This window comes from Aetokthonos hydrillicola CCALA 1050, from assembly GCF_017591665.1.
Taxonomy (GTDB): domain Bacteria; phylum Cyanobacteriota; class Cyanobacteriia; order Cyanobacteriales; family Nostocaceae; genus Aetokthonos; species Aetokthonos hydrillicola.
In genome coordinates, this window is sequence record NZ_JAAKGC010000018.1 from 1 (window position 1) to 23,663 (window position 23,663).

18 protein-coding genes, 2 tRNA genes and 1 pseudogene are annotated in these 23,663 nt (G+C 41.2%); 13 read left to right on the plus strand and 8 right to left on the minus strand.

Annotated elements, in window-relative coordinates; all coding sequences use genetic code 11:
• A pseudogene (locus tag G4P69_RS11560) lies at positions 1 to 238 on the minus strand (photosystem II D2 protein (photosystem q(a) protein)); the annotation flags it as partial.
• A 367-nt stretch (positions 239 to 605) separates the two neighbouring features.
• Between G4P69_RS11560 and G4P69_RS11565 the strand changes: the two are divergent.
• From G4P69_RS11565 to G4P69_RS11585, 5 genes are all read left to right on the plus strand, one after another.
• Entirely contained in the window at positions 606 to 875 is a 270-nt protein-coding gene (locus G4P69_RS11565; protein WP_208349979.1) for a hypothetical protein, read from the plus strand.
• A 16-nt stretch (positions 876 to 891) separates the two neighbouring features.
• Entirely contained in the window at positions 892 to 1,566 is a 675-nt protein-coding gene (locus G4P69_RS11570) for an energy-coupling factor ABC transporter ATP-binding protein (RefSeq protein ID WP_208349876.1), read from the plus strand.
• 269 nt (positions 1,567 to 1,835) lie between these two features.
• Entirely contained in the window at positions 1,836 to 2,387 is a 552-nt protein-coding gene (locus G4P69_RS11575) for an NYN domain-containing protein (RefSeq protein ID WP_208349880.1), read from the plus strand.
• A gap of 202 nt (positions 2,388 to 2,589) precedes the next feature.
• Positions 2,590 to 2,661: transfer RNA gene (locus G4P69_RS11580), tRNA-Asn, on the plus strand.
• 44 nt (positions 2,662 to 2,705) lie between these two features.
• Positions 2,706 to 2,777: transfer RNA gene (locus tag G4P69_RS11585), tRNA-Asn, on the plus strand.
• Positions 2,778 to 3,001: 224 nt separating this feature from the next.
• On the opposite strand, the gene G4P69_RS11590 is transcribed toward G4P69_RS11585, so the two are convergent.
• From G4P69_RS11590 to G4P69_RS11600, 3 genes are all read right to left on the minus strand, one after another.
• Positions 3,002 to 4,627: an ATP-binding response regulator gene (locus G4P69_RS11590; protein WP_390691891.1), complete on the minus strand. Its 1,626-nt coding sequence runs from the start codon at positions 4,625 to 4,627 to the stop codon at positions 3,002 to 3,004.
• A gap of 120 nt (positions 4,628 to 4,747) precedes the next feature.
• Positions 4,748 to 5,359, minus strand: a complete 612-nt coding sequence (locus tag G4P69_RS11595; protein WP_208345305.1) for a chemotaxis protein CheC — start codon at positions 5,357 to 5,359, stop codon at positions 4,748 to 4,750.
• 8 nt (positions 5,360 to 5,367) lie between these two features.
• Positions 5,368 to 5,733 (minus strand): response regulator, encoded by a 366-nt coding sequence (locus tag G4P69_RS11600; protein WP_208345304.1) that lies wholly within the window; start codon positions 5,731 to 5,733, stop codon positions 5,368 to 5,370.
• 292 nt (positions 5,734 to 6,025) lie between these two features.
• Between G4P69_RS11600 and G4P69_RS11605 the strand changes: the two genes are divergently transcribed.
• The 6 genes from G4P69_RS11605 to G4P69_RS11630 all read left to right on the plus strand — a co-directional run bounded on the left by G4P69_RS11605 (position 6,026) and on the right by G4P69_RS11630 (position 14,593).
• Positions 6,026 to 8,266, plus strand: a complete 2,241-nt coding sequence (locus G4P69_RS11605) for a chemotaxis protein CheA (RefSeq protein ID WP_208345303.1) — start codon at positions 6,026 to 6,028, stop codon at positions 8,264 to 8,266.
• Positions 8,267 to 8,284: 18 nt separating this feature from the next.
• Positions 8,285 to 8,749, plus strand: coding sequence for a chemotaxis protein CheW (locus tag G4P69_RS11610; RefSeq protein ID WP_208349884.1), 465 nt, complete (start codon positions 8,285 to 8,287; stop codon positions 8,747 to 8,749).
• A gap of 94 nt (positions 8,750 to 8,843) precedes the next feature.
• The gene (locus G4P69_RS11615) at positions 8,844 to 10,388 is read left to right on the plus strand and encodes a methyl-accepting chemotaxis protein (protein ID WP_243902933.1); all 1,545 of its coding nucleotides are present in this window, start codon (positions 8,844 to 8,846) and stop codon (positions 10,386 to 10,388) included.
• Positions 10,389 to 10,391: 3 nt separating this feature from the next.
• Positions 10,392 to 11,447 carry a protein-glutamate methylesterase/protein-glutamine glutaminase gene (locus tag G4P69_RS11620; RefSeq protein ID WP_208345110.1) on the plus strand — a complete coding sequence of 352 codons (1,056 nt, stop codon included), beginning with the start codon at positions 10,392 to 10,394 and terminating at the stop codon, positions 11,445 to 11,447.
• Positions 11,448 to 11,475: 28 nt separating this feature from the next.
• Positions 11,476 to 12,351 carry a CheR family methyltransferase gene (locus G4P69_RS11625; RefSeq protein ID WP_208345111.1) on the plus strand — a complete coding sequence of 292 codons (876 nt, stop codon included), beginning with the start codon at positions 11,476 to 11,478 and terminating at the stop codon, positions 12,349 to 12,351.
• A gap of 562 nt (positions 12,352 to 12,913) precedes the next feature.
• Positions 12,914 to 14,593, plus strand: a complete 1,680-nt coding sequence (locus tag G4P69_RS11630; protein ID WP_208349889.1) for an iron uptake porin — start codon at positions 12,914 to 12,916, stop codon at positions 14,591 to 14,593.
• 17 nt (positions 14,594 to 14,610) lie between these two features.
• Here the strand turns inward: G4P69_RS11630 and G4P69_RS11635 are convergent, their stop codons facing one another.
• On the minus strand, positions 14,611 to 14,949 hold the full coding sequence (locus G4P69_RS11635) for a hypothetical protein (RefSeq protein WP_208345114.1): 339 nt from the start codon (positions 14,947 to 14,949) through the stop codon (positions 14,611 to 14,613).
• Between the two features lie 108 nt (positions 14,950 to 15,057).
• On the opposite strand from G4P69_RS11635, the gene G4P69_RS11640 reads away from it, so the two are divergent.
• Positions 15,058 to 15,687 (plus strand): nitroreductase family protein, encoded by a 630-nt coding sequence (locus G4P69_RS11640; RefSeq protein ID WP_208349893.1) that lies wholly within the window; start codon positions 15,058 to 15,060, stop codon positions 15,685 to 15,687.
• A gap of 43 nt (positions 15,688 to 15,730) precedes the next feature.
• Here G4P69_RS11640 and cobJ read toward each other — a convergent pair whose 3' ends face one another.
• Genes cobJ through cobG form a run of 3 tightly spaced genes read right to left on the minus strand, consistent with a single transcriptional unit; the run spans position 15,731 to position 19,541 of the window.
• Complete coding sequence (cobJ, locus tag G4P69_RS11645; RefSeq protein WP_208349897.1) at positions 15,731 to 17,470, minus strand: precorrin-3B C(17)-methyltransferase; 1,740 nt, start codon at positions 17,468 to 17,470, stop codon at positions 15,731 to 15,733.
• Positions 17,467 to 18,093, minus strand: a complete 627-nt coding sequence (locus tag G4P69_RS11650) for a precorrin-8X methylmutase (protein ID WP_208345394.1) — start codon at positions 18,091 to 18,093, stop codon at positions 17,467 to 17,469. Before G4P69_RS11650 ends, cobJ begins: the two co-directional genes overlap by 4 nt.
• Before the next feature lie 11 nt (positions 18,094 to 18,104).
• Positions 18,105 to 19,541, minus strand: a complete 1,437-nt coding sequence (gene cobG, locus G4P69_RS11655; protein ID WP_208345395.1) for a precorrin-3B synthase — start codon at positions 19,539 to 19,541, stop codon at positions 18,105 to 18,107.
• A 794-nt stretch (positions 19,542 to 20,335) separates the two neighbouring features.
• Here cobG and G4P69_RS11660 point away from each other — a divergent pair.
• Positions 20,336 to 23,608, plus strand: coding sequence for a dynamin family protein (locus G4P69_RS11660; RefSeq protein ID WP_208349905.1), 3,273 nt, complete (start codon positions 20,336 to 20,338; stop codon positions 23,606 to 23,608).
• The last annotated feature ends 55 nt before the right edge of the window (positions 23,609 to 23,663 follow it).

Sequence of the window (23,663 nt, forward strand, 5' to 3'; positions counted from 1 at the left end):
TTGATACTGCTACTGTCAAGAAGTTACATCCTTCTAGGTAGGATGATGCCAAACCATGGGTGTACCATGATGTCACAAAGGTTGTACCGGTTAGCCAACCTCCTAAAGCTAGGAATGCGCAGGGGAAAAGTAATATCCCTGACCATCCTACGAATACGAAGCGATCGCGCTTCAACCAGTCATCGAGAGTATCGAACCACCCTCTGCTACTGGGGGCGCGTCCTACTGCGATCGTCATTAGAACGAATCTCCGAATTTTATAAGTACAGGATTTTTTTCCTCTGTATATAGACTATCACGAAGCAATAGCCTGTATACATAGCGTCACTCTATTTGTCAATAGAGTTAACATTTGTTTACTCTTTCTAATAATATTATGTCTAAATTACTAATTTTTCAACTCCAATTTTAACTTTACTTAAAATTTAACTGCTACCAGTGAGTGCGGATAATACGGCAAAGCAAGCACAGCAAGCCCAAATGCCAATTTATTAAATTAAGTATTATTTTCTCCCCCAGTCCCCATGCCCCATGCCCCATGCCCCATGCCCCAATCCCCAGCTAACGCTAAAATGGGTGTCAAAGTTAAATTTGATCAACACCAAATGTTCAACATAGACTTAACCGTAAGAAACACTGCTTTCCCTCTCTCGGTAGAGAGTAAGACACCTGAAGCTGCTGAAGAAATATACCAGTTAATTTTGACAGCAATACGTACTGGTAAACCAGATATTGTGGAACTAAAAAGTGAGGGCAAGACAGAGAAAAAAATCGCAGTTCGTGCTAGTGAAATTTCTGGCGTACAAATCTCTCAAAGAGATGGTGCAGCTGCAGGTGGTGCTAGACCACCAGGCTTTTTTGCCCTAACCGAGTAATCAGCTTGGTGTACAAATGACGGAACTGGGCATTGAAGTCAGAAATTTAAACTTTAGTTGGCCGTCGGGAGAAAAAGTCATAAAATCTTTTTCTCTAGAAGTACCCAAGGGTGAATTTTGGATGCTCTTGGGTACAAACGGTAGTGGTAAATCAACTTTACTTAGACTATTGGTGGGGTTATTAACTCCTGAGTCTGGAGAAATTCGAGTTTCACATCCTGTTGGGTTTGTTTTTCAAAATCCTGACCATCAACTGGTAATGCCGACTGTTGGTGCTGATGTAGCTTTTGGGTTGGTTGAGGAAAAACTACCACCTGCAACTGTGAGAAAACGAGTTGAGGAGGCGCTAAGTGCAGTGAATTTGCTGGGACTGCAACGCCGTCCTATTTATGCTTTAAGTGGTGGACAAAAACAGCGAGTTGCGATCGCCGGTGCTTTAGCCCGTCAGTGTGAAGTCGTACTGTTAGATGAACCCACTGCCTTACTGGATCCAGATAGCCAACTAGAATTAGTAGCTAGTGTTCGCGAGTTAGTCAAAACTCGAGGTATGACAGCTCTTTGGGTAACTCATCGCCTAAATGAGCTAAATTACTGCGACGGCGCTTTCTTAATGGAAAGAGGCTCGTTAATAGATCAAGGAGATACAGCGCGCCTTCAACAGCGTCTCATGGATCTGGATCAGGCTTGTTGATAATGGGCATGGGGCATGGGGCATGGGGCATGGGGCATGGGGCATGGGGCATGGGGCATAGGAGAAGAAATGACACTCTGAATTTAGTAGATACTCAGTCCTTAATTTAATACCCAATACCAAATGCTCTTTATCCAATGCCCATTGCCCATTGCCCCTTTACTAAAAATTTTTTGTAGATTGTAACATAGTGTTACAATCTATGTTTCAACTACTATGAAAACTATGAATGAATTTTGTTAACTTAGCGAGAATAGTGATTAAAACCCATGTCCCGTCCCTTACCCCAAGCCGTTTTATTAGTAGACGGCTACAATATAATAGGCGCTTGGCCTTGTTTGAAAAAAACTCGTGATTCTGCTGGACTAGAGGCAGCACGTTGGGAACTAGTTGAAGCTTTAACTGGTTATAGTGCATTTTTAGGTTATCAAACTCAAGTTGTGTTTGATGCCCACTATCAAAATACCTCTAGCAACAAAGAGGTTATTACTGAACTTCTAATGGTTCATTATACTGATTTTGGGCAGACAGCAGATACTTACATTGAAAAAACTTGTGCATCTTTGCGGCAAGAAATAGCCCTAGCGAGGATTTCGAGAATGATTGTTGCAACGTCAGATCGGGCACAGCAGCTCATGGTACAGGGATATGGGGCTCAATGGATCTCCGCAAAACAATTATGCTACGACGTAGAAACTGTGGTTTGTCGTGTAAGGCGTAAATATCAACCAGCAAAACAATCTAAGAGCCGATTTTTAGCCAATTCCATTGATGCTAAGGCAAGACAACGTTTGGTTGAATTGCGTATGGGCTTGAAGTGAGGTGATTTTGTTCCCAAATGTTTTTGACTTCAGAAGTTCTGATACTCCCACGGCTGTTAAACTATCGCTACGCTCAGTTTAACCAAAAGCCGTGGGATTCTTGATTTATGACAATGTGGGCTAGTGAAAAAAAATTTTCCAAAAATTTTTCCAAAAGTACTTGCCAAATAATATGACTTGCATTTAATATTAGTAATCGTATTCCTCAGTAGCTCAGCGGTAGAGCGATCGACTGTTAATCGATTGGTCACTGGTTCGAATCCAGTCTGGGGAGTTTGAGTTTCTCAAAGAAGAGTTCAGTACTAACTGGTATTGCATTCCTCAGTAGCTCAGCGGTAGAGCGATCGACTGTTAATCGATTGGTCACTGGTTCGAATCCAGTCTGGGGAGTTAAAAATAAGGAGTCAGAATACAGGAGTCAGGAGTCAGAATTTAGATTTAAATTCTGTGCTGCCGGTCAGCCTATAAAGCCTTATCCATTGGGAGAAGGGTGAATGAATTACAGTCCAAAGAACCCGATTTTAATCGTGGCTATTAAGAAAAATTCAAACCCTAATTTCAGCCATGAAGTATTCTGTTCTGACTCCTGACTCCTGACTCCTGACTCCTGACTCTTAAGAATTCATAGCTTTTAGCGTGACAGTCTTTAGCTTAATCAGGCGGGCAATAACTGTAACTAAAGCTTGAGGTTCAACTGGCTTGGAAAGATGCTGTTGGAAACCTGCTACGAGTGCTTGTTGCTGATCTTCTTGTTTAGCATAAGCGGTAAGCGCGATCGCCGGAACTTGACCACCCTGTTCTGGTGGGAGAGAGCGTATTTGCCGTAGAAATGAGTATCCATCTTCAATTGGCATTCCGATGTCGCTTACCAAAACATCAGGCTTAAAAGATTCAAAGGCTCTAAAAGCTTCTCCTGCTGAAGCAACTACCATCACACCAGCCCCGTAGTCCTCCAGCAAAAAGGTGAGAAGATCACGGGTATCAGGATCGTCATCCACAACCAAAATGCGGACTCCTGTCAAATCAGGTTCAGCGTCTAGAGTGTCGTCTTCATTAACTAGCACTGGTTGAGGTTGCAGTATTGGTAGTAGCACGGTGAAAGTTGCTCCTTGATTTTCTCCTGGACTGAACACGGATACTCTACCTCCATGTAACTCTACTAAATGACGTACAATTGCTAATCCTAGCCCTAGTCCACCATGCATACGGGTTACTGAAGCATCGGCTTGTCGGAAATAATCAAATACGTATGGCTGAAACTCTCCCGAAATACCTTTGCCAGTGTCACTAACAGTGATTTGTGCTTCATTACCGACTTGCTCTAGCTGAATTTTTACTCTACCTCCATTCGGAGTAAACTTGATAGCGTTAGAGAGCAAATTCCACAAAACCTGTTGTAGCCGATCACCATCACCAGCAACTTGCACTGGATTTAATAACACCTTCTCAATTACAATCGACTTGGCGATCGCTGCGGCTTGTACCGTTTCTAAAGCTGCCTCAATGATCGCTAGTAGATTAACTGGAACAGGCTTCAAGGGTAGCTTACCACGGAGAATCTTAGCAACATCCAGCAAATCGTCTATTAGTTTAATTTGTAGTTTAGCGTTACGCTCAATAGTTTCCAAAGCTTGCTTTTGCTGGGCTTGATCATATCTGCCCTTTTGCAATAATTTTGTCCAACCTAAGATAGGATTAAGTGGCGAGCGTAGTTCATGAGAGAGGACAGCCAAAAATTCATCCTTAACGCGGTTAGCAGCCTCAGCTATTTCTTGAGCCTGGCGACATTCTTCGGCTTGTACCAAAGCCTGATCTCGCATACTTCTATATTCTTTAACCCAAAAAGTTAAATCTGTTACATCTTGAATAGAAAAAAGCGCATAAAATCCCACCCCATCGAATGCAGGTACAGAAGTAACGGTTGTATGTTGAATGCGATATGAGCCATGAGGGGAGGGAGAAGGGATTATATATTTATGCAGTTGAGAAGAAAATATTGTAGGTGGACCACCTTGAAATATTTGATGTAATCGATCAGCATACAAAGGCTGATTAAAATGGGGAAAATGCTCAGTAATAGAACTCCCTAAAATCTTACTTCTAGGAATTTTTGTCCACTGTTCCAGACAGGAGTTCCAAAATAACACAATCTGATCTGATTGGATAATACACATTCCTAAAGGAACACTATCTAGAAGACTATATTTTTCTTGAGCTTGACTAATTTTTGCGTCCATCATCAGATCAGCTAGTTTTTCTTGGTGAAGTCTAAGTCGGCATCATTACGCAATGTGTTGTTCCATGCCCTCTGTACCTATTCACTATTGTCCTTTACTATTTTATACGGATTATTACTATAATTACACTCCTAGACTTTGATTAATAGCTTTTATCAACACATCAAACGAACTCATTTCTAAAATCAAAACAATGTCTCCTATCAGTTCAAGTAGTTCAATTTTGAACCGTGCCTGAGCTAAAGCAAAGACTCTTGCTTCATTAATATTATTTGATAATAACAGTATATTTTCAATATTATCTTCTAAGTATATAGGTAACCCATAATTTAAATGCTGATCCAGTACATTGCTAATGGAACCCATCATAGCGTTAATAATAATATTACCTATTTCACTTAGGGTTCCAATCTTGACAGCGTTAAGGTCGGGTGAACCAGGTTCTTCGCCTGTCAGTAACGATACTAACTTTGATGCACTTTCAGTAGGAAAAACCAGATCCGTTGATCCAGCAAATGAACCGGTGAAGCTTAACCGTACAGCAGCAAAAGAGTCGTTATTAAATCTTTGTGTAAATTCTTGTTGCAAGTCTACAGCTTCAAATATTTTAACAAATGGAATTTCCAAAATAATTCGAGATTGCACCATCTCATTAAGTAAACTGGCTGCACGACCAACACCAATATTCATTAATTCTCGTAAAGCATCCATTTGCTCTGTTGTGATCTCTTGCATACAATGCTTTACTCCTTGAAACTAAAGACTTGCCTAAGAGCCTGGCGTAGCTCGTTTTCTTTGGGTGGCTTATTTATAAAGCCAGCAGCGCCAAGCTCTAAGCCTCGATGACGTGAAGGTTCTTGAATATCTGCTGTAATAATAATAGTGGGAATTTGAAATCCTTCTTCTTGTAAAGCTTGAAGAAATTCAAATCCGTTCATTTCGGGCATTAAAATATCTGTCAAAATACAATCTGGAGTGCGATTGCGAACTATTTCTAACCCCTCGCGCCCATTGGTTGCTTCGATTATTTCATAACCATCTGCTCGGAGGAACTTGCAAATCATCCTACGTGCAAAACCTGCATCATCGATAACGAGAACTAATGCCATTGTTCTTTCCTTGTTTACTGTCTCTATTTCCGTACCATCATAGAGTAATAACCTGATTTCTGGGGCTTGTATCAGGGGCTACCTTGGTGATAACCACTGTTGAATGCTTTTATTCTATAACTATTATGTATGTCTTAAGTCGTATTCCTTTAGGTGAAAAGGTAAGTAGCAAAAGCCAACACACTTCTACCTAATGAAGTATTTTATCTTAGCTTGAGAAAGATCGGAGTTGGCTCTCAAGTTAGAGTACTATTGACGTAAAATATTAGGGCGTTTATCGTCTAATATTATTATGGGGTTACCAGACATAGATGATGATGATGTAAAAGCATTCTTAGTCGAAAGCTACGAGAATCTTAACCAAATAGAACAAAACGTTCTTAATTTAGAAAAAACATCTGCCAATAGAGATATTTTAGTCAGCATTTATCGCTCTATTCATACTATTAAAGGTAATTGCGGCTTTCTTGCTTTCGCAAAGTTAGAATCACTTGCCCATGCAGCGGAAAACTTGCTGGGGGGTTTGCGTGCTCACCAGATAGAGGTGAATAGCGGGATCATCAATGCCCTACTCCAAACTGTAGATAGTATCCGGCAGATACTGACTCATATCGAAGCTGAAGGCAACGAAGGCGATCGCGACATTTCAAAGCTGATCAAAATGTTGGCTTCGTTGTCAGAGCATCAAGAGTCGATCATATCACCCCAAACCCCTCGATTAGACGACAAGGAACAAAATCTTTCATTTGCTATTGATGAAAACCCAGGAAGCAGCGATACGCTGAATGCATCAGACTCTTCGATTCGGGTAGATGTTAGATTGCTTGATCAATTAATGAACTTAGTTGGAGAGTTGGTTTTAGCGCGCAACCAAATTGTACAATTTTCCACTCTTTTTGAAGACACAGCTTTTAGTGCTACCTGCCAACGCCTTAACCAAATTACCACTGAGTTGCACGAAGGAATCATGAAAACCCGAATGCAGCCGATTAACACAATATGGCAAAAGCTTCCTCGCGTGACTCGCGATTTGGCGATCGCTAATGGTAAACAAGTTCGAGTTGAAATGGAAGGAGCAGAAACAGAGCTTGACAAAAGTATCATAGAAGCAATCAAAGATCCATTAACACATTTAGTTCGCAATAGCATTGACCACGGTATTGAAACCCCATCAGAGCGGAAAGAGTCTGGTAAACCAGAAGAAGGTCGATTGTTACTGCAAGCTTTTCATGAAAGTGATAAAGTGAATATTGAGATTAGTGATGATGGTAGTGGGATCGATCCAGAACGACTTAAACAAAAAGCTCAGCAACTGGGACTCATGAGTTCTTCACAAGTTGCTCAGATGAGCGAAAAGCAAGCGATGGATTTGATTTTCTTACCAGGCTTTTCGACGGCTGAACGAGTCACTAACCTTTCTGGGCGCGGTGTTGGTATGGATGTTGTCAAAACCAACATCGAAAAAATAAATGGTACAGTCGAAATCCAAAGTCAGCTAGGACAAGGTACAACATTCAAAATAAAAATCCCGCTTACCCTAGCAATTATCCCAGCGCTAATTGTGACTAGCACAAGTGTCGAACAAAACCAGCTTGTCGAGCTTCATCGTTTTGCTATTCCTCAAAGTAGCATACAAGAGCTTGTTCGTCTAGAACCAGAGCAAGCCATCCACAGCATTGAGATGCTTTACAATGTGCCTGTGTTTCGGCTGCGGAATGATCTCTTACCCTTAATCTACCTAAATCGTGAGTTGGAAATTCCACACAACCCAGTAGAAGACGAACCTATTTATATAGTGGTGATTCAAGCCGAAGGCTACCATTTTGGCTTAGTCGTAGATGCAATCCAAGATATCCAGGATATTGTTATTAAACCCCTAGACAAACAATTAAAGACTGTCACGATTTTTACTGGCGCAACTATTTTAGGTGATGGGAAAATAGCACTAGTAATAGATGCGATCACTCTTGCACAGCACGCTGGCATTACATATCAAATGCAAAAGCAGTTGTTGAGTACTTTAGCATTAAAAGCTCAAGAACAAGAAGAAACCCGGCAGACGATATTGCTTTTCGATGGACCACAAGAATCACGCATGGGGATCCCACTTTCATACGCTTCCCGTCTCGAAGAGTTTCGGGTTTCTGTGGTTGAAAAAGTAGCAAACCAGTATATCGTGCAGCATCAAGGTAGTATTCTCTACTTGTTAGATTTGCATAGTGTATTTTCTGATAGCGGTGTACCAAAACTAAATCACCTCACCCGTAACCTTTCTCCACCTGAAAAAGCAGAAGAGGAGATAATTCAGGTAGTTGTTGTCACCTTAAACCAACAACAGAGTATAGGACTAGTGGTAGAGCGCATCCTTGATATTGTAGAAGAACCACTCACCATCAAAGGTACTCCCACCAGAGCAGGTGTACTTTGTCTTGCAGTTATCCAAGGTCAAGTAACTGAAATTCTTGATATTAAGAATCTTATTGAGATCGTCTACCCCTATTTTAACCACCAACCCCTATCCCCTATCCCCTAACCCCCAAACTCCTTTACCATGTCCGAACTACAATTTTGCACCTTTTTTCTCAATGGAATCTACCTTGGCATTAATGTGCAAAATGTTCAGGAAGTTATTCGCTCTCAAGAAATAACACGAGTACCACTAGCGCCATCAGATATCTGCGGATTAATTAACCTACGGGGAAAAATCGTGACCGTTATTGACCTAAAATCTAGTTTGGAAATGAATAATTGTGATTTCCCCTCGGTATCTGAGTCTGTAGATGAGCAAGGTGGCTTCAATGTAGTTGTGTGTGCTGAGGACGAGGTAGTCAGTTTGCAAGTGGATGATATCGGAGAGATTGTGCAAATTAAGCAAGAGAATTTTGAACCTCCACCAGCAACACTTAAGGGTAGAATACGCGAGTTGCTACAAGGAGCGTATAAACTCCAAGAAGGATTTCTGCTCGTTTTAGACGCTAAGAAAATTCTTGACGTCGAGACGCGATTAATTGGATAGCTCTACTGATTTCTATAAATGGCGTCAAAATGCAGTTGAAGCGTTACATGTAACGTTTCTCAATTCGTAAGCAAAAATTTAGGAGAATTTGGCAATGGCTACTGATGGGGTAAATCAAGCTGACAATTTAACGACTTCCCAAGTTGAAATACTATTACAAGCACTAAAAGCAGCTAGAAATGGCGATTTCACAGTTCGATTACCTGTTGATAATGATGGGTTGGGTGAGATAGCCGAAGTATTTAATGACTGGGTGAGTTGCAACGAAAGCTTTGCTGACCAGATTGTTCAAATTAGCCAGAAAGTTGGTGAACAAGGAAAAATTAAGGAGCGGATGTCAACAGAAACAGCTAATGGTTTATGGCGAACCAGTATTGACGCAATTAATAAACTAGTTGATAATTTAGCAAAGCCGACGACTGAAGCCCAAAGGGTGCTAAGTGCGATCGCTCAAGGGGATCTTTCAGACAAAATGGCTTTGGAAATTGAGGGTAGACCTTTAGAGGGTGAACTTTTGCATGTTGGAACTATCGTTAATACAATAGTAGATCAACTGAATTTATTTGCCTCTGAAATGACTCGCTTAGGGCGTGAACTTGGTATTGAAGGTAAGCTGGGTTCTCAAATCACGCTTGACCAAGCATCTGGTATATGGAAAGAACTGGTAGACAACATGAACCAGATGAGTACGAATATTACAGAACGAATTAGAAGTATCAGCCAGATAACTTTGGCAGTGGCTCAAGGGGATTTATCAAAGCAGATTGAAGCACAAAATGCTGGAGAGTTTAAGCAACTTACTGATAATGTAAATCAAATGATTGCTAATTTGCAAGCTTCCTTAAAGCAAATGGCTGACGTGTCTACTGCTGTAGCTTCTTCATCCGAGGAGTTGACGGCGGTGAGTAAAGAAATGACTCAAAACGCTACACAGACCTCAGAACAAGCCACTTCAGCCTCAGCCTCTGCTGAACAAGTTAGTACAAATGCTCTGAGTGTAGCTACTGCTGTAGAAGAGATGAACGCCAGTATTAGAGAGATTGCAAAAAATGCGTCTGAGGGAGCTAAGGTAGCAATTAACGCCGTTAAAACGGCTGATCGCACAAACAAAACAATTACTAAGCTTGGTCAAAGCAGTGTTGAAATTGGCAAAGTTATTAAGGTAATAACCTCAATTGCTCAGCAAACTAATTTGCTGGCTTTAAATGCTACCATTGAAGCTGCACGAGCAGGGGATGCAGGTAAAGGATTTGCTGTTGTTGCTACTGAAGTTAAAGAATTAGCAAGGCAGACTGCAAAGGCAACTGAGGATATTAGCCAGAGAATTGAAGCAATTCAAACTGATACAGATGATGCTGTTAGTGCCATCACTCAAATAACTGGTGTAATTAACCAGATTAATGATATACAGAATACAATTGCCAGTGCTGTAGAAGAGCAGACTGCTACAACCAATGAAATATCTCGAAATGTTTCCGAAGCAGCAAAGGGGTCTGCTGATATTGCTAAAAGTATTAGTATAGTCGCCATAAATGCGCAAAGCACTACAATTGGTGCAAGCAACACGTCTCAAGCAGCAAGTGAACTGTTAAGCATGGCAGTGGATTTGCAGAAAGTTGTTAGCAAATTCAAATATTAAGTCATGTTAAAAATTCGCGTACTCGTTGTTGATGATTCGGTAGTAGTTCGTAGCCGGATCTCTAAGCTGCTGTCTAGCGATCCGGAACTAGAAGTAGTCGGTGTTGCTGCAACTGGTTCTATTGCTTTATCCAAGATTCCTCAGCTTAATCCTGACGTAGTCATTTTGGATATAGAAATGCCAGATATGGACGGGTTAGAAACTTTGGCAGCTATTCGCAAGAGCTATCCAGTCTTACCTGTGATTATGTTTAGCACATTCACCCGCGCTGGAGCTAGTGCAACTCTGGAAGCTCTATCTTTAGGTGCTACTGATTATGCAACTAAACCAAGTAATCTGGGTAGCGTAGAGGCAGCGAACAAACATATTTGGGAAGATTTGGTTCCTAAAATCAAACTCTTCGGTTCAGGTACTACGAAGTTAGTACCCCCCGTAACTCCTGAGCTAATAGCGACACCCACTCGATCATTAACACAGAGAGTGGATGTTATTGCAATTGGTGTTTCTACCGGAGGCCCTAATGCTTTGGCTACTATGCTACCTCACTTACCAGCAGATTTCCCAGTTCCCGTTTTGATTGTTCAGCATATGCCGCCGATGTTTACTAAACTTTTAGCAGAGCGACTTGCGTCGATATCTCAAATTCAAGTCGATGAAGCCATTCCCGGGACTGTGCTAAAGCCTGGACAAGCTTGGATCGCACCAGGAGATTTTCACATGATTGTAGAGCGTTCTGGTGAAGATGTGCAAATTGTAACACACCAAGCACCACCAGAAAATTCCTGTCGCCCTTCGGTGGATGTTCTGTTCCGTTCGGTTGCAGAGGTTTATCAAAGTGGCGCGATCGCAGTTGTGTTAACTGGTATGGGTCAAGATGGTTTACATGGTTGCGAGTGTATTCGCTCTGTAGGAGGTCAGATTTTAGCTCAAGACAAAGCTAGCAGTGTGGTGTGGGGAATGCCTGGATTTGTTGCAAATGCTGGACTTGCGGATCAAGTCCTTCCTTTAAACCAAATGGCGGATACAATTATAGGACGAATAAAGCATAATAGAGCATGATATTTATTTTTTTTTACAAATTTACGTTATGGTTACATATATTAATAAACCGGCAAAGGACAAACCGGTTAAGGGCGTCATCAGTATGGACTTTGCCTATCTGCGTAAACTAGTTCGCGAACATTCAGCAGTTGTTTTAGATAAAGATAAAGAATATCTGGCCGAGTTACATTTAGGATCTTTGGCAGAGTCAGCAGGATTCGATTCTATTGCTTCTTTGGTGGCGCACCTAAAAACTGAACCATTCGGTGGTCTTCACATACAGGTGATTGAGGCGCTGGTAACCAACGAAACATCTTTTTTTCGCGATCGCCATCCGTTTGAGGCGCTGAAAAAATCTGTTTTGCCAGAACTTGTAAACAAGCGGGTGGGTGAGCGATCCCTCAATATCTGGTGTGCTGCTTGCTCCAGTGGACAAGAACCCTATAGCATCGCGATGCTAATTCGGGAAGAGTTCCCAATACTTGCAAACTGGAAACTGCGGCTAATCGCCAGCGACTTCTCTGTCAAAGTTTTAACACGTGCTCGGAAAGGTCGCTACAATCAACTAGAAATTAATCGGGGATTGTCTCAAGAACTACGAGACAAGTACTTTCAGCAACAAGGTGACGAGTGGGAAATCAACGAAGAAATTCGCCAAATGGTTGAGTTTCATCAAATCAATCTCATTCAGTCTTGGTCTTTTTTGCCTAGAATGGATGTTATTTTTTTACGAAACGTTTTAATATACTTTGATATAGAAACTAGGAAAACTATACTCGGCAAGGTGCAGGAGTTATTAAGACCTGATGGCTGCTTGTTTTTAGGCGGTAGTGAAACAACGATTAACCTTAACGACTCCTTTGAGCGGGTTAAATTAGAGAATAGTATCTGTCATAGGTTACTTAACATCTCGCCGCTTTAAAAAGACGCCGATTCTATATGGATCTTGCTCGTTGATTTTAAGTTTATTATCGTCAATAAGCTAGTGTGCAGCTCTCTTGTATAAGACAAAAACGTAAAATTCTTGTATTGCGGGCCGGACAGCCCGCGTTCGATATAAAAATTAAATGCGCAACAACTTAGACAAATACAGAATACTTGCTACTAAATAATCTACAAATCTGTCTTTATAAAAAGATTATCATACCTGTGGAAAGCAGAACAATAAGTTCATTCCACAGGTTGCTTATATTAGTTAAAGAGAAATTTACTGGAAATTACTTTTGGCAAATCAAAACTCATTAATATACAATAATCGCGCATAATAGGTTGCAGCGATTTTTCATAGTAAAAGTTTAACTTGCTTGAACAGCAAGTTTATGGTAATGTAAGTTCATTTTATCTACGTACAGACTTGATACATTAAGCTTCTAAAAAAAACGCACCTTTTGGGGCTCGATTTAAAGGTAGCAAGCTCTTAAAAAAAAGTCCAAAAAAGTGTAATCATGAATAAATGAAACCGGCTGTAAATTGTAAGATTTCTTATGTCCTATTGCGTGAACTTTTACCGATGGATTGCTGGTAGTATAAGCATTTTTAGTTTCATAGCTCATACTGGTGTTACCCTAGCTGCAACACCTCAATCTCTTACTTTGAGCCCCGAGGATATCAATGATATTAAAGCATTGATCACAACTCCCACTCCCGCTTCTACTGAGACGGGTCCTAGTATCATAAGCGATGACGTCCAAAATCAGGCAAATACTATCGAGGACCCTGTTACCTCAGTCAGTCAGCTTTCGGATGTATCGCCAAACGATTGGGCTTTTCAAGCACTCCAATCTTTAATAGAACACTATGGCTGTATTACAGGGGAGCCTATTGGTGTTTACCGGGGTAATCGCGCTCTAACTCGCTATGAGTTTGCAGCAGGCTTAAATACTTGCCTTGACAAAGTGAGGGAATTGATTGCTACTGGTACAGCTAACTTGATTCAGAAAGAGGATTTAGCTAAGCTGCAAAAACTACAAGAACAATTTGGATCTGAACTTGTCGCACTGCGCGGTCGAATCAATACTGAGGAAGTTCAGATTGCGGAATTAGAAAGTCAACAGTTCTCAACCACAACAAAACTTTCAGGTCAGGCCATTTTTGCTGTAGGTGCAGGTGGCTTCAGCGGCGATCGCATCGTTGATCCAAAGGGTGCAGAGATCACCACAAAGCAGCCAAATACCACGTTTTTTTATCGAGCTGCGGTGGATCTAAACACCAGCTTCACTGGTACAGATCTGCTAAAGCTGCGGTTAGATACAGTTAGCGGTCTCGGTAAAGATCACCCGTCCGGATTTTTAGAACCAAATTTCGGTAGCGTCTTAGAGTACACAATTCGGGGTACTCCCAATAATCAATTAGGCGTTTCTCGACTCTACTACAGCTTCAACCCAACCAAGAATCTTAGGGTAACTCTCGGTCCAAGCTTAGTCGCTACTGACTATATAGACCTGAATAACTATGCTAGTGGGATTATAGACTTCTCCACTTATTCATTGGTCAACAACTTCCTGCTTTTTCCTATAAATGCTCCCTCCGCTGGAGCAGTAGTTGACTGGAATCCTGGCAAAGGACCGTTTAAGCTACGAGCATTGTATGTAGCAGCAGATGCAGCGAATCCCAATCGCAGCAGCGCTTCTTTTGTACCAGGAGTGTTCCCAGCGTCTAGCCTGCTTTATCCCAGAGGTGGAGGTAGTCGCGGTTTATTTGGAGATCCTTACCAAGGTACAGTCGAACTAGAATACTCCCCCTCAAAAACTTTTGCCGCGCGACTCGAATATAGTGGTGGTAAATTATTCAACGGACGGTTTGATGTGGCTGGAGCTAACGTTGAGTTCGCAATTTCCCAAAAGCTAGCGTTATTTGGTCGCTATGGCTACGGCAGTTTTAGTGATACGGTATTTGGCGATATTAATCCTAACTACTGGATGGCAGGGATTTCCACCCGGGATCTGTTTGTCCCTGGTGCCATAGCAGGGGTTGCGGTGGGTCAGCCATTTATTGAGAAAGCTATTGGGAATGCAACGCAAACCAACATTGAAGGGTTCTATAACTACCCAGTGAATGACAACATTCGTCTCTCACCACTGATTCAAGTCATCTCTAATCCTGCCAATCAAAGCAGTAATCACACGATTATCACAGGCACTATACGGACAATTTTCTCCTTCTAAAACCGCGCGGAGTTAGCTTATTCTACTAAGCGGTTCAATAGTTTTTGAATAATAACTATCAATTTACTTTGTAGAATAAGTGCAGATTCTTTCGCTCTTCTGGCTCTTTTTTTAGGTAGATGAACGACATGATTAACCGTACGATAATGTTGTGTTCTCACAATAATCTCTACGAAGTAGCAATCGCTGTATAACTTCATAAGAGTATAAGAGAAACCAGGCTTACTCAAAGGAAAAGGGAGTGTTAGACGGAAAATAATAACTTTGTTAAGAGATAAAATTTCTCCTTTTGCAGATTTAGTGGCATAAATTTTGCTTCCAATAATTTGCTGACAAAGTAATTTTTTCGGAAACACTCTTCTTTCTTGAAAGACTAAAAAAAAGCCATGATATAGAGACAACCATAATTATAATAACTATGCTATTTTGGGTTTAGTAAAACATTATTGTATGAGAGTTGTCCAATGCAAAATATTGATAATTTGGCTGTAAATAAATCAGCTGCTACTCGGTATCCTGTTCAAGATTTAATCTCGAAGCGTTGGAGTCCTCTAGCTTTTTCAGAACGGCTTGTTGAGCAAGAGAAATTACTCAGTGTTTTAGAAGCTGGACGCTGGGCTGCTTCTTCCTACAATGAGCAGCCGTGGAGTTTTATAATAGCTACGAGAGATAACCAGGCTGAATTTGAGCTTCTACTAAGCTGTCTGGCAGAAGGTAACCAGCCGTGGGCAAAAAATGCTCCGGTATTAATGCTATCGGTGGCAAAGCTTCATTTTGAGCGTAATGGGGTAGAAAATCGCCACGCTTTTCACGATGTGGGAGCAGCGTCGGCTCAGATGGCTATCCAAGCAACATCACTGGGGTTATTTATCCACCAAATGGCGGGATTTGATGTAAATAAGGCTATACAGGTGTATAACATCCCTCAAGGTTATCAGCCAGCGGCGGCGATCGCGTTAGGTTATTTAGGCGATCCCCAAACCTTAAATGAAAAGAATCTCCAGAGAGAACTATCACCTCGTAGTCGTAAACCCTTAGAAAGTTTCGTATTTTCTGGTAGCTGGAACCAACCTTCACTACTCATCACAAGCTGAGGATAGTAATAAGTTCTTGGTGTCTAGCGAGTGTTTTGAGTCTTCAGTTTGTGTAGCGACGTGGCGTATAAACCCAGACCCCACCATCACCTCGTTGTATTGTCCTTGTCTTCGTCGAACCAACAAGAATAACTGTTCGCATATCTGCTGCTTCTGGTACTAATTCATCAAGAGCGATCGCCTTAACACTTTCCCCTGATCTTCCAAGATTTCGCGCTAACACAACTGGGGTTTTAGGATCGCGCCAACGTAGTAAAATATCTCTAGCTTGTGCGAGTTGCCAATTGCGCTCTTTTGAAACAGGATTGTAGAAGGCAATTACGAAATCACCTTGAGCAGCAGTTGTGATTCTTTGTTCAACAATTGACCAAGGTTTCAAAATATCAGAAAGAGAAATCGCGCAGAAATCATGACCTAAAGGTGCACCAATGGCTGCTGCTGCTGCTTGCATTGCTGAGATACCAGGCGCAACTTGAATGTCAATACTATTCCATTCTGGCTTAGCATAACGATCAATTACCTCAAAAATAGCTGCTGCCATAGCATAAATACCAGGGTCACCAGAAGATACGACTGCAACTGATCGCCCCTGGGCTGCTAAATCCAGCGCTAAGGTCGCCCGTGCTTCTTCTTCGCGGTTATCAGACTCATGCCGTATTTTACCATGCCCAAGAGAACCCACTAAATCTAGATAAGTTTTGTATCCCACTAAGTCTGTAGCTGCTTTGAGTATTTCTTTCACCTCAGGCGACATCCACTGTGAACTACCGGGACCTGTACCAATAATTGCTAAACGACCCCGTGGTTGACCGATAGTGTTCGGGTCTAGTGGTTCTCCTGCAATGGCGATAGCAAAGTCGGAAGATTGGGAAAAGATCAGTTGACCTGATCCACCTGTTGCTGCTAATGCTGCTGCTTGAGCAGAACTATAACCTTGTGATAAAAATCTGTCTAAGTCGGTGGTACGAAAAAAGCGTGTAGGAACTTTAAAAGTACTAGCAACAGCCTGGATTCCCGAATTAGTCGATGCTGATATACTTGCAAATACTCCTGCCACTGATGCGGTTACAAGCTTAGCATCTGCTAGTAGCTCTCGAACTAAACTCACTGTGTCATCTACACCTTGAGCAGTTTCACTTATTCCAATCGCCACAGTTGTTGGGTGATAGACAAGGGAATTAGGTTCAGGAGTGATTTCGTGTTCGGTAATGTGGATGGTCAAATCTCCGTTAGGATCTATTGGCAGCGCACTACTACTTAACCAAGGCGCATTACCGTCTAATTTCACCGTTGCACCTGCAAGCACGTTTGACATAAAGGTCTTCGCTTGTTCAGGATTTGCCAAGCGGTATCCATTGGGGGGTGTTTCCAGCACTATCTTAAAACGAACATCTCCAGTTGTTGTGATTGCTGGTTTAACATTAAGTGCATCAGCTATACAACGTGCTAAATCGTTTACCCCATTAAGTCCACCTAGCAACGGTACTACTGCGCTACCATCTTCAGCAATAGCTAGGACAGGTGGCTCTTGTCGTTTATCAGAAAGCATTGGTGCTAGAGTTCTAATGAGAATACCTGCAGCACAAATGCCAATTAGTGGGGTTCCACTAGCAAACAACTCGCGCAATGTCTCACCGAAATTGGTAAAGCTAACATCAACATCTGAGGTACGATTTGCTAAGCCATAGATCGTTGACCCTGGAAGAACGCTGACGATTTGCCTTGCAACTGCGATACTATTTTCCCCAAGTACTACAACAGCAGGTGCAGTTTTTCGTGTCATTCCTCCTCCGTGGCTAGTGCATTTACGGCTGCGGCTGCGATCGCACTCCCACCACGCCGACCATATAAAGTTAAAAATGGGATATCTTTCTTATTTGCCGCCAGTGCAGCTTTAGACTCAGCCGCACCAACAAAACCAACTGGAAAACCGAGAATAACAGCTGGTAATGGTGCTCCCGTATCAAGCATTTCTAACAATCGAAATAGTGCTGTAGGTGCGTTACCAATTGCTACAACTGCTCCCTCTAAGTGCGATCGCCATAATTCTAGCGCAGCAGCAGACCTGGTAGTACCTAGACGTTGAGCAATTTCTAATACTTCTGGCTCATTTAATGTGCAGATAACCTGATTATCTGCTTTTAACCGTTTACGTGTAATGCCTTCAGCTACCATCCGGCAATCACAGAGAATAGGCGCTCCCTTGGAGAGCGCTTCTCGTCCAAACTCCACAGCCGTTGCTGAATATCCGATGTCATTTACAATATCCGTCATTCCACAGGCATGAATCAAACGTACTACCACTTTTGCGACATCAGGTTGTAGCACGTCTAGCTTAGCTTCTCTTCTAATGATAGCGAAGGAATTACGGTATATTTCGTTGCCATCTTTAATGTAGTCGAACATTGAGTTAAGGGCTAGGTGAATAACTGCTTGAGGGTGGCGGTTGCGTGTCGATTGGCAAAATCTCCAAAAGACTCGTTAGGCGTCAGAGATTCTATTTTATACACTTTTAGCATCCGTTCTATTAATCTCGGCAGTTCTGCAAAACTTACATATTGGTAAATTTCTCGACCAAATTTCTCTTCACTGTCACCAACATAAACATGATAACCCTCGACAGTTCTCTCCTCATGCTCCATATTCACACCAACCAGAGCAATATCACTTTTAGTATGCTGAGCGCAAGATTTATTGCATCCGCTAAAGTGGATATTAACAGGCTGATTTAGCTTGATGTGCTCAAGATACTCTGCCAAGGTTCTTGCATGATTTTTAGTATCAGTTGCTCCCGATCCGCATCCTGTACTACCAGAGCAAGCAACTAGCGCACTGCGAATATGAGTTACCGACCAATTTAACCCTAAGCTTTCGATTTCACTTTGAACAGATGGAACTTGTTCATTTGGAATATCTGAGATCAATAGATTTTGCCAAGGGGTCAGCCTAATTATACCGCTACCATAGCGTTCTGCTAAATCTGCTAATCTACGTATTTGTAAAGTGGTTAGACGACCAAGAGAAAGCACAACACCAATGTAGGATAAGCCAGCTTGACGCTGAGGGTGAACGTCAATATGTCCATACTTAGCGCCAGGTGTTGGATAGCACTCTAGATTATTAACACGTTGTAGCGCAAAAGGTAGACGTTGCTCAACTTCTTGGAGATAATTTTCATAACCCAAATTACTCAGCACTTCCCGCAAGCGTGGTTTGCGTCTCCTGGTGGTGTCGAGGTGACTTAGGTAAACATCAGCCAAAGCTACCAAGACAGGTAAACATTCTTCTGGTTTCAATAAAATCCCTATATCCGTGGGGGATTCTCCCCTTTCACCTAAACTTAGATACAAGCGGAAGTAGACACTATCATCAACCTTAACGGCAGCAAACGCGATATCATTTGGGCGATCGTACACTCGTACTAACCCTCCACCGTCAAAGCAAACACTAAATTTTGCTGATAGTCCCGATAGGTGAGAATGTTCAGTGATGTAATTATCCCAAGCTTGTACAAGCGAGCTAGTGTCGATCAACTCTTGAGGATCAATCCCAGCGGTTGGGCTACTCATAATATTACGGATATGGTCTACATGTGTATTGCGCGAACCCAACCCTGAATCTTGTAAAAGCTTTAGTGTTTCGTGGTCTATGTTTGTACTGATTTCTCGAACTTGAACGTTAGCTCGATTTGTGAGATCCACATAGCCACCCCCATACTCATCAGCGATATCTGCAAGTACGCGGCATTGGTTACTATTAATCATTCCACCTGGTATTCTTATACGAGATAATATCCCGTCTTGGGCAGGGGTGGTATAAAATAAACCAGGACAGGCGGTAAATCCAGATTGCAAGATTGAAACTCCTTCCCCGTGCAACGCAGGGAGTAGATGGTGAGTAGATCTTTAGATTGGTTTGAGAGTTGGGGTTAACAATCCAATATTCAGAAATTCCCCTAACAGCATAGTTATCGGGAGTAACGTACTAGGATCGTACCAAATTTAAACCTTGGTCGAATTTAAGCTTAACTTAAGCTAATAATTCATCTGTGGAACCACTAACTGCTGTACAATTCCTAAAAGTCTTAATTAGCATGACTTTGATGAAATTTATCAATTGGATGGATGCCAACTTGAATTTTATTTTTGAAATCCTTTTCTCCAACACAACAGCCAACTGCATGTGCATAAGTTCAAAAAACCAAAACCTATATAGAAAGAGACGTAGTTTTAAGACCTATGGTAGCACCTCATAATGCGCATAATTGATTTTACTAGAGTGGACAGTAAGCTAAAAAACGCCTACAAACTCAAAACCATCCATCAAGCACTTGAATCCTTGAAGGTACAATTTTCCAAGCTAGCCAGTCAACCTAGACTATCGCCAGAGGGTGTAGGGAACCCACACCCAACACCCAATTTTTTGTCAGGAAGTTTTAACAATTTTTACAACACAAACCTTATATTGACTTCATAAAAGTGTATAACCCGATTTGGACTTGAACCTACATAAAAGTAGAAGTAGCTTAGGTTTCGCGTATATCGTGGTTCGAATGCTACTTACAGGCAATGTTTATTCGGCGGGAAGTTGTTGCTTCCCCTGTGCTTAGCAAAAAATTTGTGACTAAACGTAATAGGAGATTCGTTGGATGTTAGACGTATTGGCAAAACTCGCGCTGCAACTAGCACCAATCGTACTAAAAGAAATAGTCCCGATTTTGGGAAACAAGTTACGAGAACAATTGCTAGCTCCTACACCGGACGATACCACACCGAGAGTACAAATCAAAGATGAAGAAATCATAGAGAAAATTAAAGAAATATTAGACAAACGAGATGAGCTTATTAAAAATGATATTAATGAGCTTATTAAAAATGATATTAAAGGTAATAATGGAAAGATTGAAGATCTCATTCAGAAGGTGATGGAAGAGCTCATTCAGAAGGTGTTGAATGAGATTAAAACACTGTCAAAAGGGACTCCTAACTTAAAAGTTGAGGATAATGAGATCGGACTTTCAGAACCAATTCAGGAAAAAGATCAACAGTTGAATTCACAAGAACTGGAAGTAAGGCTAAAGGAAATTACGGAGAAAATACTGACAAGTTTAGACACACAAATAGCTCAAAGGCTTAAAGAGATCCAAACGCCACAACCTTTACAAGTTACTCCAGAACATGGTACAAAGCCGGAAAGGGCAGTTTCAAGTAATTCCCCATCTCAAACAAGCTTAGAAACGAAAAAAAATATAACTGAGCAAGCGAAATCAGAGCCTCTTAGATCCGAAGAGCAAAGCAATGAGGATGAAAAGCAAAGCTTGGCACCAAGAAGAAACATAGAAGTGCCAGAAAATCCCGAATCCCAAATAATGTTAAAAAAACTGGAACGATACAAAGAGTATGGCGAGGCTGTACTCCGAGAAATAAACTTGTTAACTCAAAACCAGTCCTCACCAAATGAGGTTTTAGACAACCGCGAACTTCAAGAGTGTCTCAAAAACCTTAAGGATGCTGCCAATCAAACTGTGGAACTTGCGTCCTCCTCTGTGAAAATAGCCATCATGGGAGAATTTAGTAGTGGTAAAACCTTGCTGGTTGGTAGTCTCATTGGCTACGCAGATGCTTTACCACACGATGAACTACCCACTACAGGAAACGTCACAGCCATCCACTTAGTTCAACAAGAGGGCTTCAAAACCACAGAGTTTGATAACTTTACTGTAGAGTATCTTTCTCACGAAGAGGTGAAAGAATGCGTAGACTTTATGTTAAACGAAGCAAGGAAACGGGCGCAAGCATCAGAACTTCCACCTTTCTCTGAAGTAAATTCAACAACATTGAATGAGGAGACTCTCAATTTTTATGAAAAATGGTGTGAGTCAGCATGGAATCAGACTCAAAACCCAGAGCTACGTTACCTACTGCAAGAGTTAGTTATTTTTATTCGTGCTTGTGCTTCCTATGGGGCTTCTTTGTGCGGTGAGAGTCTCACAATTACTCACACTACTGCTCGTGAGGGTTTAAAGTTAACCAATATATCACCACTCAAATTTGAAGATATACCTCCAGTAGCAAAGCTATCTGTGAATAAAAATCAACCTTCACCAGAGTTATTACAAAACAGCTTTTCACTGATACGGCGAGTAAATATTTATGTCAAAATCTCCAAAGAAATTTGGAATCTCGGAACAACACAAGATGCAGCAAAGTTTATTATCCTAGATTTTCCGGGATTGGGGGCAGCAAAATCGGGAGTCAGAGATACGTTTGTGTCACTGCAAGAATTAGAAAAAGTGCAGACGATTCTCATCTTATTGAATGGCACAACTGTAGGAGGCGATCGCGCCAATAAAATCGTCAACATGATTAGGCAAAAAAGACCCAAACAAAACCTCAACGATTTTATTCTAGTGGGAGTGGGTCGATTTAATGAACTTCCCATAGAAGAACAAAAACTCAACCAACTGATTGATAATTCTGCCAACAATCCCTTAACAGAAAAGAGTATTTACCAAGAACTTCCTGTTTTAAAAACTATCATTGACGAAGCCTCAGAATTTACAAGCAAACCAGATCGCATCGTTTTGTTAGACCAATTGATAGGTCTGGCAAATTTAGCACAAGTTTCCACTTCAGTGAAAGTAGGCTCTCAAGAGTTTTTAGCTAAATTGGGAGATCAAAATGATAGTTCTCTACAACAGTCTAAACGGATGCGTGACAAGTGGCAAAGCATATGTGATCGTCTTTTAACAACAGACCCACAGAGTTCTCTTGGTCAACAGCTTCGTTACTTTGCATCCGATGGCGGTATTGGTAAACTACAAGAGTTGATATTTAACCACGTAGCTGCTCACAGTCTGAAGCAATTATGTGATGAGACCACTAGCGCTGCCAAGAAATTGCATAAACAACAAAATGACCTGAAACCGATATTATCAAACTTAGGTATATCTTTAGAAGAAAGTCCAGCTTTGAGTGAATTGCGCTCCTCTATTGGGGAAATGAAAAGCACCTACAATAGCTTCAAAAATGATTTAGGAAAAGAGCCGCTCAAAGACGCAAGAGGAGTTGCTATTAACGATGTCATCAAAGATGAAGTCACTTATAGAATCCTCAATTGGAAGCAGTGGAATTTGCTGTTCGGGCAAGCGCAAAATGGCATAATCGTACTTCCACTTCCAGCTACAGAGGAAGACAATCCATTTGCTCGAGAAATGAAGGCTATTGATAACATCCCAATAAAGAGCGACGACTTTTATAATGTATTTGAACAGACTGTTAATCAGCTACAAAAATTTGCTCGTGATTGTATTGAAGAATCAATTGTCAATTTATTAAATAATTTATCGAAGAAATTATCTAAACAAATTCAATACCTTCAGGGAATTCTTATTGAAGAAAGGAAGACAGAAATAGAGGAGAAAATTGGTCAAGAAGAATCTGGAATATTTTCAGTAGTGTCTAGAACTTACAATCCGGAAAAATGGCAAACATTTATCAAAAAACAAACTTTTAAAGAAGAGAAGTCTATTGAAACAAAAACAATATTTCCCCTAGCATGTAAGGACGAAAAACACGAAAGCGGTCAAATTTTTGATTGGGCACTAGAATACAAAAAAATTAATACTCAAACCTCTAATCAAGTTCTTCTAGTGCAACGGCTACGGGATGAGATAGCTGCTAGCATAAGCCTACACATAATCGAGTATGTAAGCCAAATCAATAAGAAAGCTGATTTGACAATTTTAGATTCATTAAATCGATTGACTCGTGAATTAGATCTCTTGCTAAGAAACGAAAAATTACTAAGATACATTGCCGGTGAAAAACCAGAAATTAATGAAACTGATTCTGTCTCGCCTGTTCTCTCGAAAATTGCCTTAATTTCTCCTCCTGAAACTTCTAGTTTAGGAAAGGGATAATAGTTAGTGATTGACAACCAAAAATTCAGTCCAGATATTAAAACTTGAACTCTGC